We start from the raw sequence: 16,890 nt of genomic DNA, 5'->3' as shown, positions 1-16,890 counted from the left end.
CGACACCGGGCGGGGTCGCAGCCCATCGGCTGCGACCCCGCTACCGGCCTTCTCCTCGTGTCAGGACGGGTCGGCGTCAGTAGACGGTGATGTCCCAGTGGCTGCCCTCGTTGCAGTACAGGTTGCCCGACGCGGCCTTCCACTGCGGGTAGCCGTCGCCCCGGAGGCCGATGTAGGTGAAGCTGTTCTGGATGTAGTTGTCGATGCAGGAGCTGCGGGAGACGTCGACCTTGTAGCCGTTGTAGTGGCTGTAGGTGCCAGAGGCGTGGCCCACCTCCGTCCCGCCCGTGATGTTGATGGCGCAGCCGCTGGCCTGCTTCAGGGTGATGACGGCGCTCACCGTGCCCGAGTTGATCTGGTCGAACGAGGTGCAGGTGGAGTTGGACCTGGTGGTGCAGCCCCCGCTGGAGCTCCACGTGATGCCGGCGCCGCTGAGCTGGCTGGCGGCCGCCGACTGCGACAGCTTGGTACCGCTGGCGCCGGCCGTGGGCGCCGAGAGGGCGAGGCCGGCCAGGGCCAGGGCGACGACGGTGGCTGCGGTGCGTGGCTTCATCTGCATCTCCCGGTCAGGATGACGTGCCTACGACTCGACCCCCGGGCTCCGAGGACCGGCATCGCACCAGGATGGCGTATCGCTGTCTATGCGGGTAGACCCCGGGCCGTGAATTTCGCTCGACGGGGAGCGGCCCTCAGCGCGTCGAAACGCTCGCTCCTCAGCCCTCGACGTCCACCGTGACCTCGTAACTCCGCTGCCCGGGCGGGCAGTTGAGGGCCTCCCCGCAGGAGGTCCGGGTGGCGGTGAGGCGGGCGGTGCCGGCCGCGCGGGCGGTGAAGGCCGCGGTGACGGTGCCGCAGCCGCCGCCGGGGCGGCAGGACGGGGACGGGGCGGTGCTCGGGGCGCCGTCCGCGGCGAGGACCTCGGGGGCGGAGCTGGTGGCGGCGGACCAGTAGGTGCTGTGGAGCGCGAGCGTCAGCGTCGCGCCGACCGCGATCCGCACGGTGGTGCGGTCGGCGTGCTCGTCCACCGTGACCGTCGCCGGGCCCGGGGTGGCCGACGTGGTGGCGGGCGTCGACGGGCCCGTTCCGGTGGAGGCGCAGCCGGTCAGGCTGAGCAGGGCGGCGGCGAGTGCCAGGGCGGCGGGTCTTCTCGGATTCACGGTGGTTCCTCTTGCCGTTGTTCCAGGGGCCGTTGTTCCAGGGGCCGTTGTTCCAGGGGCACCGGTTCGACGCACCGGCGGCCGGTTCGGATCCCGCCGGACGGCACCGGGCCGCAAACGGCACCGGGGCGGGCGCTGGGCCCACCCCGGTGCGTTCGGCGCGACGGTGGTCAGGAGACGGTCACGTCGTCGTAGTAGGTGTAGGTCGGGTCACCCGGGTAGTTGTCGTCGTGGTTGCTCAGGGTGAGGGTGTAGGAGTGGCCCGGGGTGACGGCCGCCGTCTTGTTGGTCCAGGTGCCGACGGTGGTGCAGGTCTTGGCCAGGACCGTGGTGGTCGTGCCGGTGGTGTTGTCCTTCAGGGTGGCGGTGGCCCAGTCGTAGGTGATGGTGTCGTCGCAGGTGTTGCTGTACCAGAAGGACAGCGTGCTGGAGCCGGTGGGCGCGGTGAAGGTCTGGGCGATCGAGGAGTCCCCGGTCGGGTTGGTGGAGCCGACCATCGCGCCGTAGCTGCCGCTGTGGGCGGCGGAGGTGGTGGCGGAGGTGCTGCCGGCGGTGGTCCAGCCGGTCAGGCTGCCGCTCTCCAGCCCGCCGTTGGTGACGGGGTTGCCGCCGCCCCCGCTGGTGGACTCGGTCCAGGTGAAGGCGGTGTTGCCGGCGGCGCCGGTGCCGTCGGTGGCGGTGACCGTGACGCTGGAGGTGCCGGCGGTGGTCGGGGTGCCGGAGATCAGGCCGGTGGAGGAGTTGATCGACAGGCCGGCCGGCAGGCCGGTGGCCGAGTAGCTCAGCGTCTGGCCGGTGGCCGAGTCGGTGGCGTTGATCTGCAGGCTGGCCGCCGTGCCGACGGTGCCGCTCTGGTTGCCCGGGTTGGTGACGGTGACCGCGTTGCCGTGGGTCAGGATGGCGTGCGAGATCGCGCAGGAGTTGGTGTCGTTGGACCAGCTGGCCTGCTCGGCGTAGCTGCCGAAGGAGCCGAAGGAGATGTTGGCGGCGCCGCCGGTGCTGCCGGGCTGGATCCAGGCGCACTCGTCGGAGTTCTCCTGGCCGTTGTAGCTGCTGCCGGAGACGTGGTTGGTCCAGCCGCCGGCCGGGTTCTGGTCGGACATCATCTCGTGCCACTCGTGGCCGAGGGTCATCGTCCAGCCGTCCAGCGTGCCGGGCGAGTTGACGAAGCCGACGCCGCAGTTGGAGCCCGCGTCGATGTTGTACGGCTGGTTGGAGAAGGCGATGTCGCCGTAGGGCGAGCTCGCCGCACCGCCGGTGAGGGTGGTGTCACCGTTCCAGTCGTGCCAGGCGCAGTACCCGGTGGTGGGGTTCTGGTAGTCGTCCGGGTTGGTGCCGTGCGGCGACAGGACGATGTAGTACGCGTCCCGGTTGGCGGCGGCGGTGGTGTTGCCGAAGTGGCCGGCGGCCTTGACGGCCTCCTGGGCGAGCTGGTTGCCGCTGGCCTGGCTCGGCGAGGCGGCCGCGTTGTCGTACCAGACGCCGGACAGGACGCCGCCGCTCTGGTACGGGATGAAGTTGGCGTTGGACGGGCAGCTCACGGCACCGGTGGCGACGTTGGGGCCGTCGCACCACTGGGTCAGGTCGGCGGACCAGGTCTCGCCGTTGGTGCCGATGCCCTTGAACATCTGCTGGGTGGCACCGGCGGCGCCGGCCGAGTCGTTGGTGAACTTCGCGTTGCCGTTGGCGTCGGTGCTCTGGGTGCCCCACTGGTTGCCGTAGAACACCAGGTAGACCTTGGAGTGCCCGCTCTGCACGCCGATGCCGTCGACGCCGCCGCCGTACGACAGCGTCTGCTGGCCCGTCGCCGCGGCCTGGTTGTGGGCGGCGAGCCACTTCTTGTAGTTCTCGTGCTGGGACATGCCGGGCACCGCGCCGTGCCGGTAGGGGTGGCCGTTCTGCGGGCTCCAGGGGTTGAACTCGCTGGTGGAGCTGCCCTGCGAGCTGGAGACGTCCTGCGCGGAGGCCGGAGCGGCCGCGCCGGCCAAGCCGGCGGCGGCGAGCGCGAGCGACGCGATCGCGGTGAACGCCGCGTTCCTCGCGCGTGCTGTCCTGGGGGAGTGACCCATGGGTGAGGGTGCCTCTCTTCTGCCGATCGTCCCGCGGCCCGGGGGGCCGGGAACGATCCCTTTGTGGGGAAGGGCCGGCGGCGGATTCCGTCGGGGCCGGTTCCGGTCGAATTTCATTCGTGCACCGGAATTGACTGCCCGTCGGGTCTTTGCCGCCTGCGTGGCAAGAAGGAAAGCAGAGCTGATGAACACCGGTCAACGGCATAGGGTAAGGAGCGATTAAGAAGCGCGTCCAAGCAGGTCAAGCAACGTTGATGAAAAGGGATCAACGCGTGTAGCCATTCACTGAATACGATGCGAAATGCCACACCGGAATCCGCTACCGACCGTTTGGCGAGGCCCACTGACGGCAATTCACCGCCCCCTCACCCGCCACCTCCCCGGCCCCGCTACCGCTCGTAGGCCATCTCCGGGAAGCGCGCCGAGGGGCCGTCCAGCAGGTGGTCGTCCTGGCCGCGCAGCCAGCGGTCGAAGAAGGACGCCACGTAGGAGCGGGTGGCGAGTTCGGCGCGCCCGGGGCGGATGTCGCCGACGTCCCTGCGCAGTTGATCGGCGCTGAGCACGCCCTGCCGGGCGAGCTGCGGCAGCAGCGGCTGGCCGTCGGTGTACGAGCCGTGGCGGGAACCGGTGAGGGTGACGTCGGCGCGCCAGCCGGTGCTGTGCTGCCACAGGGCGTTCCAGCCGGGCTGGTCGCGGTAGCTGCCGGAGTCGTCGCTGCCGGTGCCCATCAGCAGGAACGGCCGGTCCAGGCCGTCCTCGGCGACGCTGGGCAGGAAGACGCCGGTGTGGCCGTCGGGGCCGGGGAAGTGCAGCTGCCCGTCCATGTTGACGCCGGCGGTGATCCGCGGGTCGTCGTGCATGGTCTGCAGGGCGGTGAAGCCGCCCGCCGACTGGCCGACCATGCCGATCCGGCCGAGGTCGAGGGCCCCGGCGAGCCCGGCGGGCAGACCGGGCCGGCCGCCCAGTACGGCGAGTCGGTCCAGTCGGTCCAGTTGGTCCAGTACGAAGCGGGTGTCGGCCACCCGGGTGTCCATCGCCTTGCGCAGCACGGCGCCGATGTCCAGGCCGGGTTGTCCGAGCATGCCGGGGAGCACCGAGGGGGCCAGGTCGCCGCCGGGGAAGGCGACTTCGGAGGCCTCGTAGGTGTGGTCGACGGTGACCACCACGTAGCCGCGTGAGGCGAGGTCCTCGACCAGCGCCGTCCCCCAGGTGCGCGGGTCGCCGAGCCCGGGCGAGTAGAGCACGACCGGGCGCGGGCCGCCGGCCAGTGCCGGGGCGTCCCTGCGGGCGTGGGTGCGGATGGCCGACCAGTCGGTGCGGCCGGGCTCGGTGCCGTAGTTGAGCAGGCCGACGCCGTCCGGGCCGTCGAAGTGCCGGCCGGCGGCGGGCTCCATGTAGGGGGCGCGGTCGTCGCCGGCGGCCGGGTGGGAGGTCGGGTACCAGAGGCTGATCATCAGCTCGCGCCGCTGTCCGGGGTGCCAGGGATCCTCCCGTCCGGCGTCGGTGAGGTGCAGCGCGGTGGTCCCGATCGGGTACGGCCCGCTGGGTTCCGGCAGCCAGGCCCGGGCCTGCCGCCCGGTGCCGCCGTCGGTCCCGGTGCCGCCGCCGGTCGGCGTGGCCGCTCCGGCCGTGCCGATCGTGCCCACCGCCGCAGCCGCCGCCAGTACCACCGCCGCCACGGCCCGTCCCGGAATGCCCATGGTGTCCCCTCCGTGTTCCGATCGATCGAACACGCAGGACACTACGGTCGGCGACGGGCCGCGGCCGTCATACCAGGGGGCCAACCGGTCCCTGAATACCCCGGTGTCACACCCCTACGGGTCAGCGCCGGTACTGCCGCAGCTCCCTGCGGGCCAGCGAGCGCTTGTGCACCTCGTCCGGGCCGTCGGCGAGCCGCAGGGTGCGGTTGCCGGCCCAGAGCTGGGCGAGCGGGGTGTCCTGGCTGACGCCGGCCGCGCCGTGGGCCTGGACGGCCTTGTCGAGGATCCACTCCACGGTGCGCGGGGTGGCGATCTTGATGGCCTGGATCTCGGTGTGCGCACCGCGGTTGCCGACGGTGTCCATCAGCCAGGCGGTCTTCAGCACCAGCAGCCGCAGCTGCTCGATCCGCACCCGGGACTCGGCGATCCAGTCCTGCACCACGCCCTGCTCGGCCAGCGGCTTCCCGAACGCCACCCGCTCGCTGGCCCGACGGCACATCAGCTCCAGCGCCCGCTCGGCGATGCCGATGGCGCGCATGCAGTGGTGGATGCGGCCGGGGCCGAGCCGGGCCTGCGCGATGGCGAAGCCCGTGCCCTCCTCGCCGATCAGGTTCTCCACCGGGACGCGGACGTCCTCGAACAGCACCTCGGCGTGGCCGCCGTGGTCGGCGTCGTCGTACCCGAAGACCGTCATGCCGCGCCGCACGGTCACGCCCGGGGTGTCGCGCGGGACGAGCACCATGCTCTGTCGGCGGTGCGGTTCGGCGTCCGGGTCGGTCTTGCCCATCACGATCAGGATCCGGCAGTCGGGGTTCATCGCACCGGTGATGTACCACTTGCGGCCGTTGACGACGTACTCGTCGCCGTCCCGCTCGATCCGGGTGGCGATGTTGGTGGCGTCCGAGGAGGCGACCTCGGGCTCGGTCATCGCGAAGGCGGAGCGGATCTCGCCGGCCAGCAGCGGGCGCAGCCAGCGCTCGCGCTGCTCGGGGCTGCCGAACTGGGCGAGCAGCTCCATGTTGCCGGTGTCGGGCGCCGCGCAGTTGAGCGCGGGCGGGGCCAACTGGATGCTGCGGCCGGTGATTTCGGCGAGCGGGGCGTACTGGAGGTTGGTGAGGCCGGCGCCCGGCTCGCCCGGCAGGCTGTGCTTGTCCACAAAGAACAGGTTCCAGAGGTTCTGCTTGCGGGCCTCGGCCTGGAGGTCGGCGACGACGGGCGGAATGGCCCACGGGTCGCGGGCCCGGTCGGCGAGTTGGGCGGCGAGGACGGGCTCGGCGGGGTACACGTGCTCGGCCATGAAGGCGAGCAGCTGTTCGCGGAGTTCGTTGGTCCGGGCGTCGTAGGCGAAGTCCATCGGTGCTCAGTTCTCCTTGAGGGTGCTCAGGCCGTGCCGGGCGAGGACCGGCGCCATCTCGCCGGCGCGCTCGAAGCCGGTGCCCAGGGTGCGGCCCTGCTGGAAGCGGAAGTGGATGCCCTCGGCGACGGCGGCGAGTTTGAACGAGGCGAAGGCGACGTACCAGTCGAGGTCCTCCGCCCGGCGGCCGGTCGCGTCGGCGTAGGAGGAGACGATCTCGTCGGGCTCGGGGAAGCCGGGGGCGGTCATGGCGGAGGGGATGATGCCGCCGCCGACGCCCGCGAGTTCGGTGTACATCACCAGGAGGCCGATGTCGGTGAGCGGGTCGCCGAGGGTGGACATCTCCCAGTCCAGGACGGCGGCGATGTCGTCGGCGTCGTCGACCAGGACGTTGTCCAGCCGGTAGTCCCCGTGGACGAGGGCGGGCGCGGGCGAGACGGGCAGCCGTCGGCCGAGGAGGTCGTACAGCCGGTCCAGGTCCGGCAGTTCGCGGCTGCGGGAGGCGGCGAGCTGCTTGGACCAGCGGCGCAGCTGGCGCTCCAGGTAGCCCTCGGGGTGCCCGAAGTCGGCGAGGCCGACGGCGGCGGGGTCGATCCGGTGCAGGGTGGCGAGGGTGTCGACCAGCCTGGTGCCGAGCGTGTGCACCCGCTGCTCGCCGAGGGCGGCCAGCGGCGCGGCGTCCCGGTGGGCGGTGCCGGGGACGTACTCCATGAGGTACCAGGGGGCGCCGAGGGTGTCGGTGTCCGGGTCGAGCAGCAGGGTGCGGGGCACGGGGACGCCGGTGTCGCGCAGGGCGGTCATCACGCGGTACTCGCGGCCCATGTCGTGCGCGGTGGCGAGGACGTGCCCGAGCGGCGGGCGCCGCAGGACGGCGCGGGAGGCGCCGTCGCTCAGCACGTACGTGAGGTTCGAGCGGCCCCCTTCGACGAGGTCGGCCCGCAGCGGCCCCTGGAGGATCCCGGGCAGCTCGCGGTCCAGGTGGGCCCGGAGACGGGCCAGGTCCAGGCCGGGCGGGTCGACGGGGGTCTCGGCCATCGGGCGGCTCCTCGGGGAGGCGGATCATTGACTAAGCGCTTGCTTAGCATTCAACCCGGAAGGTCCGCTGTCAATGGCATGAACCCCGGGGCCCCGCGACCCCGTAGACGTCGTTACCACCGCCGATCGCGCCGGACGGGCCGCTGCCACACCGCCCCTGGAGCGGTTCGACCTTGACGCTCAAAAATGTTCTGATGATCGCATTCATCGATCATCTTCCGAATACTTCCTGATCAGACATCAGGGAAAAGGGGGTCCTGTGCGGACTGCTCGCGGCTCGGCCATCCTGCTGGCGATGGGGGTCCTCGGGGCCTCCGCCCTGGCGACCGGATGCTCCGACACGACGAGCAGACCCACGACCGCCACCGGCACCACCCCGTCCAGCCCCACCCCGAGCAGCACCACCGAGGCCCCGGCCCCGCCGCCGCCCGCTCCCACCCCCACCTGGGACGGCCAGGTCAAGGTGCTCGGCGACGGCTCCACCTCCTACACCGGCCCGCAGCCCAAGCAGCCCACGCCCGAGCGGCTCAAGCCCGGCGAGAAGCCGCCGCAGTTCGTCGTCTTCTCCTGGGACGGGGCGCTGGAGGGCGACGAGCGCATGTTCTCCCGCTTCCGCAAGCTCGGCGTGGAGAACAACGCCCAGATGACCTTCTTCCTGAGCGGCCTCTACACCCTCCCCAAGTCCAAGAGCACGCTCTACAAACCCCCGCAGCACAAGCCCGGCGACGCCTCCATCGACTACGCCACCGACCCCCACATCAAGGACACCCTGGAACAGCTGCGCCTCGCCTGGCAGGACGGCAACGAGATCGGCACCCACTTCAACGGGCACTTCTGCAACGCCAAGGGCGGCGGCGAGTGGAGCACCGAGGAGTGGAAGAGCGAGCTCGACCAGGCCATCTCCTTCGTCACCAACTGGAAGACCAACACCGGCTTCAAGGACCTCCCGCCGCTCCCCTTCGACTACACCAAGGAACTGGTCGGCGGCCGCGCCCCCTGCCTGGAGGGCCAGAAGAACCTGCTGCCGGCCGAGAAGGCCACGAACTTCCGCTACGACGCCAGCTCCCCCGGCGAGTTCCAGGTCTGGCCCACCAGGAAGGACAGCATCTGGAACTTCCCGCTCCAGATGCTCCCCTACTCCGGGAAGTCGACCCAGAGCCTCTCGATGGACTTCAACTTCCTGGCCAACCAGTCCGGAAACACCACCAAGGGCGACCCCAGGAAGTACGACACCTGGGAGAAGGAGACCCGCGACAGCTACCTCGCCGGCTTCGAACGCGTCTACAACGGCAGCCGCGCCCCGCTGTTCATCGGCAACCACTTCGAGGACTGGAACGGCGGCATCTACATGCAGGCCGTCGAGGACGTGATGAAGAGCGTCTGCAAGCGCGAGGGCGTCCGCTGCGCCTCCTTCCGCCAGGTCGCCGACTGGCTCGACGCCCAGGACCCGGCGGTCCTCGACAAGCTCCGCCAACTCGACCCCGCCCAGCCGGCCGACTGGTCCCGCCTGGTCAAGTGACGGGCCCGGCCGGCGCGGGCCGGATCCGGAACCGCGCACGGCCCGGCGGCAGGGCTCCCACGGTCATCTCCGATCGAGATGACTGACATTCCGAAGCATCGCCCCGGACGGGGAAGCAGCGGACACGGACCGGCGCTCACACCCGTGTGACGGCAGCGAGGAGGCTGCCGTCACCGCCCCGCCCGTGCCGGCCGACCCCGGCCCACTGCTTCGAGAAGGTGCCCCATGTCCGCCTCGTCCGACCTCCCGACCGCCGCGCGCCGGTCCGCACCCGCCGACGCCCCCCACGGCGTACCGGGCTGGCTGATAGCGCTGCTGGCCGTCGCCTCCGGCATGACGGTCGCCAACCTCTACTACGCCCAGCCCCTGCTCTCCACGCTGAGCGGGGTCTTCCACACCAGCACCGCCACCACCGGGGCCCTGATCACCCTCACCCAGGTCGGCTACGTGATCGGCATGCTCTTCCTCGTCCCGCTCGGCGACCGGCTGGAGAAGCGCAACCTCATCACCGCCCTGCTGACGGTCACCACCCTCGCCCTCGTCGCCGCCGGGCTCGCCACCAGCTTCCCGATGCTGCTGATCGCCTCCCTCGTCAGCGGCGCCACCTCGGTCGTCGCCCAGGTCCTCGTCCCGTTCGCCGCGAGCCTCGCCCCCGACCACGCCCGCGGCCGGATCGTCGGCCGGGTGATGAGCGGACTGCTCACCGGCATCCTGCTCTCCCGCACCCTCAGCAGCCTGGTCTCCGACGTCGCCGGCTGGCGCACCGTCTTCCTCGGCTCCGCCGTCCTGATGGCCGTCCTCGGCGTGGCCCTGCGCGCCGCCCTGCCCGCGCACGCCCCGACCACCACCATCCCGTACCACCACGTCCTGCGCTCCACCGTCCGGCTGGTGCGCACCCACCCCGCCCTGCTGCGCCGCGGCCTCTACCAGGCCGCGATGTTCGCCGCCTTCAGCGCCTTCTGGACCACCGTCTCCTTCGTCCTGACCGGCCCCCACTTCCACTACTCCGCGGTCGGCGTCGGCCTGTTCGCCCTCGTCGGCGCGGCCGGAGCGGCCGTCGCCCCGTTCGCCGGGCACTGGGCCGACCACGGGCTGACCCGCCGCATGACCGGCATCGCCTTCGCCGTCGCCGCCGTCTCCTTCGCGCTCGCCGGCTTCGGCGGCCACAGCGTCGTCCTGCTCGCCCTCGCCGCCGTCCTCATCGACATGGCCGTGCAGGCCAGCCTGATCCTCGGCCAGCACACCGTCTACGCGCTCGACCCGGCCGCCCGGGCCCGCCTCAACAGCGCCTTCATCGCCATGTTCTTCGTCGGCGGAGCAGCCGGATCCGAACTCGGCTCCGTCGTCTACCACGCCTGGGGCTGGACCGGCGTCGCCACCCTCGGCACCGCCCTGCCCCTGCTCGCCCTGCTCTACTGGACCACCGAACGCCGCCAGGGCGCGGCCGCCGAACCCGGCACCGCGAACGCGTGACCGGGAGCGACCCGGCGCCGGCCTTCCCCGCACCGAGGACGGGCCGGCGCCGCGTGCCGGGCCGCCCGCCGCTCGCCCTCGGGCGGCACCGCCCTCCGCATACGATGCGTGAAGATCGACAGCCCTCGCCGCCCCCGCACCGGGCGGCGTACGGCCCAACCGGGAGTGGACGATGGATCTGCGGCAGATGGAGGTCGTGGTCGCGGTGGCGGACACCGGCGGCTTCACCGCGGCGGCACGGCGGCTGCACGTCGTCCAGTCCTCCGTGTCCGGCACCGTCCGCGCCCTCGAACGCGAACTCGGCACCCCGCTGTTCGACCGCACCACCCACCGCGTCGCCCTCACCCCCGCCGGCGAGGCCTTCGTCCCCGCCGCCCGCGCGACGCTGCGGGCCGCCGAACTCGCCCGGGAAGCCGTCGACGCGGCCCGCGGGCAGCTGCGCGGCCGGGTGACCGTCGGCACCATGCAGGGCGTCTGGGCCGGCCTCCACCACGCCCTGGCCGCCCTGCGCGCCGAACACCCCGGCGTCGTGGTGCACCTGCGCCAGGCCGCCGTCGCCGACATCCGCCAGGCACTGCGCGAGGGCACCGTCGACCTGGCCGTGGTGGCGCTCGACCGCCAGCAGCAGCGCGGCCTCACCACCAGACTGCTGTCCCGCGAGTCCATGGTGCTGCTCGCGGCGCCCCGACGGATGCTCGCCGGGGCCACCCCGGACGGCGAGGTCACCCTCGCCGACGTCGCCCGGCTGCCCCTGGTGGACTTCACCCCCGGCTGGGCCATCCGGCACGCCGTCGACCGCGCCTTCCGCGCCGCGGGCGTCGACCGCAGCACCACCTTCGAGGTGAACGACATCGTGGCGGCCGCCGAGTTGGTCCGCAACGACCTGGGCGTCTGCATCATGCCCAGGTCGATCGCGGACCGCTTCCCCGACCTCCCCCGGTACCGCTTCGAGCGCCACGCCCCGACCTGGAAGGTCATGGTCGTCCGGCCTCCCGGCGAGGCGCCGCCCGCCGTCGCCGCGCTGTTGCGGCACATCACCTGAACATCACCTGACGCCGTGCCGGCGGGGGCTCGCCCTGGAGGTCCGGCAACAGCAGGGCGCCCTCCCGACGCCGCGGAGCGGTCGGTCGGGAGGGCGCCTGTCGGACGTCACACGAGGCGTCAGCCCCAGTTGCCCACCAGCGGGACGTCGCCCGGGTTGCCGAACTTCGTACGGTAGATCACCAGGTCGGAGTTCTCGGAGGCCCCGTAGAAGGTCTGGTCGCCGGGCCGGTAGACGCCGATGGTCTCCTTGCCGGTGCCGTCCCAGTCGCCCTTGACCGGGATGTCGTCGGGGTTGCCGAACTTGACGCCCGGCCGCACGTGCTCCGTCTGGTTGGAGTCGTTCAGGTAGAAGATCTGGGTCTGCGGGTCGTAGACGGCGACGGTGGTGGTGCCGTTGCCGTCCCAGTCGCCGACCAGCGGCTTCCAGCCCGGATTGCCCAGCTTGATCCGGTACTTGACGGTGGAGTTGTCGTCGGAGAGGTAGAAGTACTGGTCGCTGGGCCGGTAGACACCGACCGTGGTCCGCCCCTGCCCGCTCCAGTCGCCGACCAGCGGGATGTCACCGGGGATCCCGAACGGGAAGGTGGCGGCCGCGGTGGCGTTGTCGTTCGACAGCTGGAAGGTCGCGGTGTCGCGGTGGTAGACGCCGATGGTGTCGGTGCCAGGACCGTTCCAGTGGCCCGTCAGCGGGACGACGTCGTCGCCGCCGCCGCCGAACACGGTCTGCCCGGTGTACCGGCCGTTGTGGGCGGCCTCGCCGAAGCTGCCGTCGGACCGCCGGTAGACGCCCGCCGAGGCGGGCTTCGGCGTGGGCGTGGCGTTGACCACGGCCCTGCCGATCCGCTGCTGCGCCGCGACGGTCAGCGGCACCTTGTTCGGCTGGTCGGGGCCCAGCCAGCGGAAGTTCTGCAGGTAGACGACGCGCGGGTCCTGCGCGGCGAGCGCCCGGTACTCGGCGTTGTACGCCGCGATGTCCGCGTCCGTCCTGTCGGGGTAGCAGTTCACGGCGACGCCCCACTCGTTGGTGGACTCCGGGAAGAGCATCAGGTGCTGGTCCGGCGAGGAGAGGAACGTCTTCAGGTTCGCCAGCAGCGGCTGGAGCCGGCCGCGGCCCATGCAGTAGTGGTCGAAGCCGACGATGTCGACCTCGGGCGGGATCGGCGCGGTCTGCTCGGCGTTCCAGCGGTCGAGGCTCATGATCAGCGTCTTGTCCGGGAACGCGGCCCGGATCTGCTTGGCCTGCAGCATGACCTGCTCGGGGGCCATGCCGTGCGAGTAGGGCTCGTCCGCCATGTCCACGGCGGCGATCTTGTCGATGTTCGGCCCGATGCGCTCCACCAGCTTGCGGAGGTTCTCCGCGGCGTCCGGGTTCGGGTGGACCGCCCAGTCGCCCGGCGAGTTCGGGATCACCGTCTCCTGGTTGACGTCGATCACGCAGGAGGCCGGCAGGCACTGGTCCAGGAACTCCAGGCGGGGGTCCTGGCCACGCAGGTAGTTGTTGAGGTTGGTCCACTGCGCCACCTCCGGCGCGTGGTTGACGCCGTTGTTCGGCGAGTCCGGGTCCCGGATGTCGAAGAATCCGTAGTAACCGAGCCCGCCCAGCATGGAGATCCGCAGGTCGTCCACCGTGGTGACCTGGCCGGCCGCCGAGTGGTGGGCGCCGAGCGAGACGTAGCCGTCGCGGGGCAGCTGGACGTCGGTGCGGCCGGAGAACACCGTCGCGCCGTTGACCAGCACGCTCGCCCGCTGCTCGTCCGTCTTGAGCGCGACCGACACCTCGTAGGAGCCCGCCGCCGGGGCCGTGGGCAGGACGATCGACCGGCCGCCCTGGAAGAGCGTCAGCCCGCCGTCGGACTGGACGCGCAGACCGAGCGCGACGTCCTCGGCGTCCACGGCGCCCGTGCCGCCCGAGGCGTTGCTGACGGCGAGGGAGGCCCAGTCCTGGCCGGAGGTGCTGCCGACCACCGGGGTCAGCACGGCGTGCACCGTGTAGGCGCCGGTCGGGACGTCCGAGGTGGCCGGCTTGTTCAGACGCACGGCCGAGGTGCCCTTGGGGAAGGAGAGCACGTTCGGCTGGGCCGGGCTGTTGACCTGCACCGAGCCCGCCGGCGGGTCGAGGGCCAGGCCCTTGACGCCCGAGACGGCGGTGTAGTTCGCGGAGATCAGGCTCGGCTGGCGGGCGCTGAGATCCTGGTTGAGCCCGAAGTCGGCGGTGGCGTTGGGCGCGCCGTCGAAGGTGTCGACGAGCGGCTTGGCGCTGCGGGTGGCCCCGGTGTCGACCCTGCTGACGTTCAGCCCGTGGCCGGCGCCGTCGCCGAAGGTGGTGAACCGGTCCGGGTTGGTGAGGTAGGCGCCGAGGTAGAGGAACTCGCTGCCCGGCCAGCGGGTCACCCCGGCCGGCGCCGAGACGGTGAACGGGGTGCCGTTCACCGTCAGGGTGACGGCCCGGTCGGCCCCGGTGGAGACGGTCAGCGAGACGGCGTACTGCGCCGTGGGCGCCACCGTGCCGGTCCAGAACGGAGTCTCACCGCCGCCGCCGTGGAAGAGGGCGAGCCCGCCGCGCGAGCTGACGGTCAGTCCGAGGTCGACGTCGCCACCGGTGACGTAGCCGTTGCTGCGGTGGCTGCGGCTCAGCACGATCGAGCCCCAGTCGTTGCCGCCGGTGTCACCGACGACGGGGTCGATCACCGTCGAGACGGTGTAGTGCCCGGTGCCGTCCGCGACGGCCGGCGCACCGAGCATGACCGCGGAGACGCCCTTGGCGAACAGCAGCTTGTTGGGGTAGTTGGGATGACTGGTCTGGACGAACCACTGGTCGGGCGCGACCGAGGTGTCCCAGCGGCCGGAGACCCGGGTGTAGGAGATCCCGTGCTGCCCGGCCGGAACCGACTGCCGGGCTTCGAGCCCGACGTTCAGCCCGTACAGCGGGTCGGTGTCCCTGGCCGGGTCCAGCTGGAAGGTGTCCGCGAAGGCACGCGTGGTGTCGAGGTCCACCGGCGTCGGCCCGGATCCGTCGCCGGCCGGGGCGCCGGTCGGGGCAGCGGCGGGGGCGCCGGTCGGGGCGGCTGCCGCCGTGGTGGGTGCGAGGCCCGCGGGCAGCAGTGCCAGCGCGAGCGCCGAGGCGCCGGCCAGCAGCCCGCGGCCCAGGCGTTGAGTGAGTATCACCGAGTCGTAGTCTCCCGGTCGTCGGACCGGCGGCGCGGGTCCGCGTCGCCGAAAGGGAGCGGACACGACCGGCGTCCTACCAGGTCAGCGGCCTTCCCCCCGGGGCGCGATCATAGGGGGTGGACACGAGCGGCCGCGCCGGATGTTCCGGCGCGGCTCTGGCTCTGGCGCTGGCGCTGGCTCAGCACCGACTGGCCGCGCCTCCGGCCGGGTCCGTCCCCTGCGCGGACCCGACCGGCTGCCCATGCGGTGCGTACGGGACGGGCGCGTCGACCGGGCCGGGGCCGGGTGCGTACGCCTGTCCTGTGCCGTGGGGATCGAGCCTAGGCAGGGGCGCCTTACCGTTCGCTTACCGATCGCTCACCGCTCGGCCCACGGGCGGCGCCCCTCGGGCGCCGGCCGGCCACTCCGTACGGCCCCGGTGCCGTACGGCCCCTGCCGGGCTACCGGATGTCGCTCAGCTCCCGCGCCTCCTCCAGCACCCGCGCGGCCGACTCGGCCAGCCCGGCCGCCTCGTACGCCCGGCCGAGCGCGCGGAGCGCCTCCGCGAGGAAGGAGCGCCAGCCGCGGGCGCGCCACACCAGCACCGACTCCTCCAGGTGCCCGACCGCCGCGGCGTGGTCCCCCGCCGCCAGGTCCAGCTCCCCCAGGATGCCGAGGGCCTGGGCGAGGTGGTGCCCCAGGTCGAAGCGGCGGGCGATGGCCAGCGCGGCCTCGGCCGTCTCCCGGGCCCGGTCGTCGCCGGTGGCCGCGTACAGCATCGCCAGGTAGAGCAGCGAGAACGCCTCCACGTAGCGGTCCTTGAGCGAGCGGGCCATGGCGAGCGAGCGCAGGAGCAGCTCGCCGCCCCGCTCCACCTGGCCGGCCCGGCCGTGGGCGGCTCCGAGGAACTGGATCGCGGTCGTCTCGAAGCGGGTGTTGCCGATCAGCCGCGCCACCCGCAGCGCCTCGGTGAGGTGTTCGATCGTGCGGTCGAGGTCCGTCTCCCCGTAGGCGATGGCGATGATCTGGTGGGCCCGGGCCTCGCCGCCCGGGTGGTCGTGGGCGGTGGCGAGGTCCAGGGCCTGCCGGGCGGCGTCCAGGGCCTCCTGTTCGCGGCCCTGGGCCACCAGGCTCCAGGCCGTCAGGACGAGGGCGTCGGCGGTCCCGCGCGGTTCCCCGGCCTGCTCGAACAGGCCTCGCAGGTGTCGCGCCCGGTCGTCCAGCGCGACCATCGTCTGGGTGCCGTCCGGCAGGTCGACGGTCGCCCCGGAGCCGTCGGCCGCGGTGGTCCAGGTCGTCACCTCGATCAGGCCGCGGGTGAGCACGGCCGTCCCCAGGTCGTCGCCGGCCGCCCGGCAGGCCTGGAGGGCGGCCAGGTGGGTGGTGCGCCACTCGTCGTACAGGCCGCGCACGTCGCAGTACTTCTCCTGGCAGGCGGCGAGTTCCCACGCCATCGGCACCATGCGCAGCGCGGCGGCCTGCCGGGCGCTCGCGTTCAGGGCCGGCTGCTCGGCGTCGAACCAGGCCGTCGGGTCGTCCAGCAGCGCCGCCGCGACGCCGGACGGCATCGGGTGGCGCGGCGCGGCGCCGTGGATCGGCGCGAAGCACGGCCCGGGCACCTGGTCGGCCGCCTGCTCGGCCAGCCAGAGCCAGGCGCCGAAGGCCCGTTCGAGCGCGGCGGCGCGGGCGGCCGGTTCGTCCGCGGCCTCGGCGTGCTCGCGCGCGTACAGCCGGACGAGGTCGTGGAAGCGGTAGCGCAGGTGCGGCTCCGTGCCGGTCTCCTGGAGGAGTTGGGCGTCGATCAGCTCCTCCAGCTGCCGCTCGGCCTGCTCCGGCGGGATGTCGGCCGCCGCCGCCGCGGCCCACGGCGCGAAGTCGGGGGCGTCGAGCAGCCCGAGCAGCCGGAAGGTGCGGCGGGTCGGCTCGGCGAGGCGGGTGTAGCCGACGGCGAAGCCGGCCCGTACGGCCAGGTTCCCGGCGGCCAGTTCGTCGAGCCGGCGCCGTTCGTCGTGCAGCAGGTGGGCGAGCCGGGCCAGGGTCCAGCGCGGCCGGGCGGCCAGGCGGGCACCGGCGATGCGGACCGCCAGCGGCATGCCGCCGCACAGCTCGACGATCCGGGCGGCGGCCACCGGCTCGGCGGCGACCCGGTGCTCCCCGAGGATGCGGCGCAGCAGCGTCCGCGCGTGGGCGGCGTCGAGTTCGTGCAGGTCGACGAGCCGGGAGCCGGGCAGGGCCGTGAGCGCGGCGCGGCTGGTGACGAGGACCGCCGGGCGGGGCGGGGGCCGGGGGGGGGCCCCGCCCCCCCCCCCCCCGGGGGGCCCCGGGCCCCCCCCCGCCCCCCCCCCCGCCGGGTGGGGGGGGGGGGGGGGGCGGCGCGCCCCGCCCCGGCGGG

11 protein-coding genes are annotated in these 16,890 nt (G+C 72.8%); 3 read left to right on the top strand and 8 right to left on the bottom strand.

Annotated elements, in window-relative coordinates:
• Window positions 1–76: 76 nt before the first annotated feature.
• The 6 genes from ACGF0D_RS34390 to ACGF0D_RS34365 all read right to left on the bottom strand — a co-directional run bounded on the left by ACGF0D_RS34390 (window position 77) and on the right by ACGF0D_RS34365 (window position 7,315).
• On the bottom strand, window positions 77–553 hold the full coding sequence (locus tag ACGF0D_RS34390) for a hypothetical protein (RefSeq protein ID WP_392871489.1): 477 nt from the start codon (window positions 551–553) through the stop codon (window positions 77–79).
• 160 nt (window positions 554–713) lie between these two features.
• A complete protein-coding gene (locus tag ACGF0D_RS34385) occupies window positions 714–1,157 on the bottom strand; it encodes a hypothetical protein (RefSeq protein ID WP_392871486.1) in 444 nt (147 codons plus the stop codon).
• Between the two features lie 170 nt (window positions 1,158–1,327).
• Entirely contained in the window at window positions 1,328–3,226 is a 1,899-nt protein-coding gene (locus ACGF0D_RS34380; RefSeq protein WP_392922938.1) for a putative Ig domain-containing protein, read from the bottom strand.
• 389 nt (window positions 3,227–3,615) lie between these two features.
• Window positions 3,616–4,926 (bottom strand): alpha/beta hydrolase family protein, encoded by a 1,311-nt coding sequence (locus tag ACGF0D_RS34375; protein ID WP_392922935.1) that lies wholly within the window; start codon window positions 4,924–4,926, stop codon window positions 3,616–3,618.
• A 121-nt stretch (window positions 4,927–5,047) separates the two neighbouring features.
• Window positions 5,048–6,280 carry an acyl-CoA dehydrogenase family protein gene (locus ACGF0D_RS34370; RefSeq protein ID WP_392922933.1) on the bottom strand — a complete coding sequence of 411 codons (1,233 nt, stop codon included), beginning with the start codon at window positions 6,278–6,280 and terminating at the stop codon, window positions 5,048–5,050.
• A gap of 6 nt (window positions 6,281–6,286) precedes the next feature.
• The gene (locus ACGF0D_RS34365; protein ID WP_392922930.1) at window positions 6,287–7,315 is read right to left on the bottom strand and encodes a phosphotransferase family protein; all 1,029 of its coding nucleotides are present in this window, start codon (window positions 7,313–7,315) and stop codon (window positions 6,287–6,289) included.
• Between the two features lie 295 nt (window positions 7,316–7,610).
• On the opposite strand from ACGF0D_RS34365, the gene ACGF0D_RS34360 reads away from it, so the two are divergent.
• The 3 genes from ACGF0D_RS34360 to ACGF0D_RS34350 all read left to right on the top strand — a co-directional run bounded on the left by ACGF0D_RS34360 (window position 7,611) and on the right by ACGF0D_RS34350 (window position 11,349).
• Window positions 7,611–8,834, top strand: coding sequence for a hypothetical protein (locus ACGF0D_RS34360; protein WP_392923012.1), 1,224 nt, complete (start codon window positions 7,611–7,613; stop codon window positions 8,832–8,834).
• Window positions 8,835–9,059: 225 nt separating this feature from the next.
• Entirely contained in the window at window positions 9,060–10,307 is a 1,248-nt protein-coding gene (locus ACGF0D_RS34355; RefSeq protein ID WP_392871471.1) for an MFS transporter, read from the top strand.
• Window positions 10,308–10,479: 172 nt separating this feature from the next.
• On the top strand, window positions 10,480–11,349 hold the full coding sequence (locus tag ACGF0D_RS34350) for a LysR family transcriptional regulator (protein WP_392922927.1): 870 nt from the start codon (window positions 10,480–10,482) through the stop codon (window positions 11,347–11,349).
• 119 nt (window positions 11,350–11,468) lie between these two features.
• Here ACGF0D_RS34350 and ACGF0D_RS34345 read toward each other — a convergent pair whose 3' ends face one another.
• Together ACGF0D_RS34345 and ACGF0D_RS34340 are read right to left on the bottom strand one after the other, a co-directional pair.
• On the bottom strand, window positions 11,469–14,516 hold the full coding sequence (locus tag ACGF0D_RS34345) for a hypothetical protein (RefSeq protein ID WP_392922925.1): 3,048 nt from the start codon (window positions 14,514–14,516) through the stop codon (window positions 11,469–11,471).
• Window positions 14,517–14,959: 443 nt separating this feature from the next.
• Window positions 14,960–16,627, bottom strand: coding sequence for a hypothetical protein (locus ACGF0D_RS34340; RefSeq protein ID WP_392922923.1), 1,668 nt, complete (start codon window positions 16,625–16,627; stop codon window positions 14,960–14,962).
• Between the last annotated feature and the right edge of the window lie 263 nt (window positions 16,628–16,890).

It is taken from the genome of Kitasatospora sp. NPDC048298, from assembly GCF_043201465.1.
Lineage (GTDB): Bacteria > Actinomycetota > Actinomycetes > Streptomycetales > Streptomycetaceae > Kitasatospora.
Note: the sequence above shows the minus strand (reverse complement) of the source record. Positions and strands in the feature narration are given on the sequence as shown.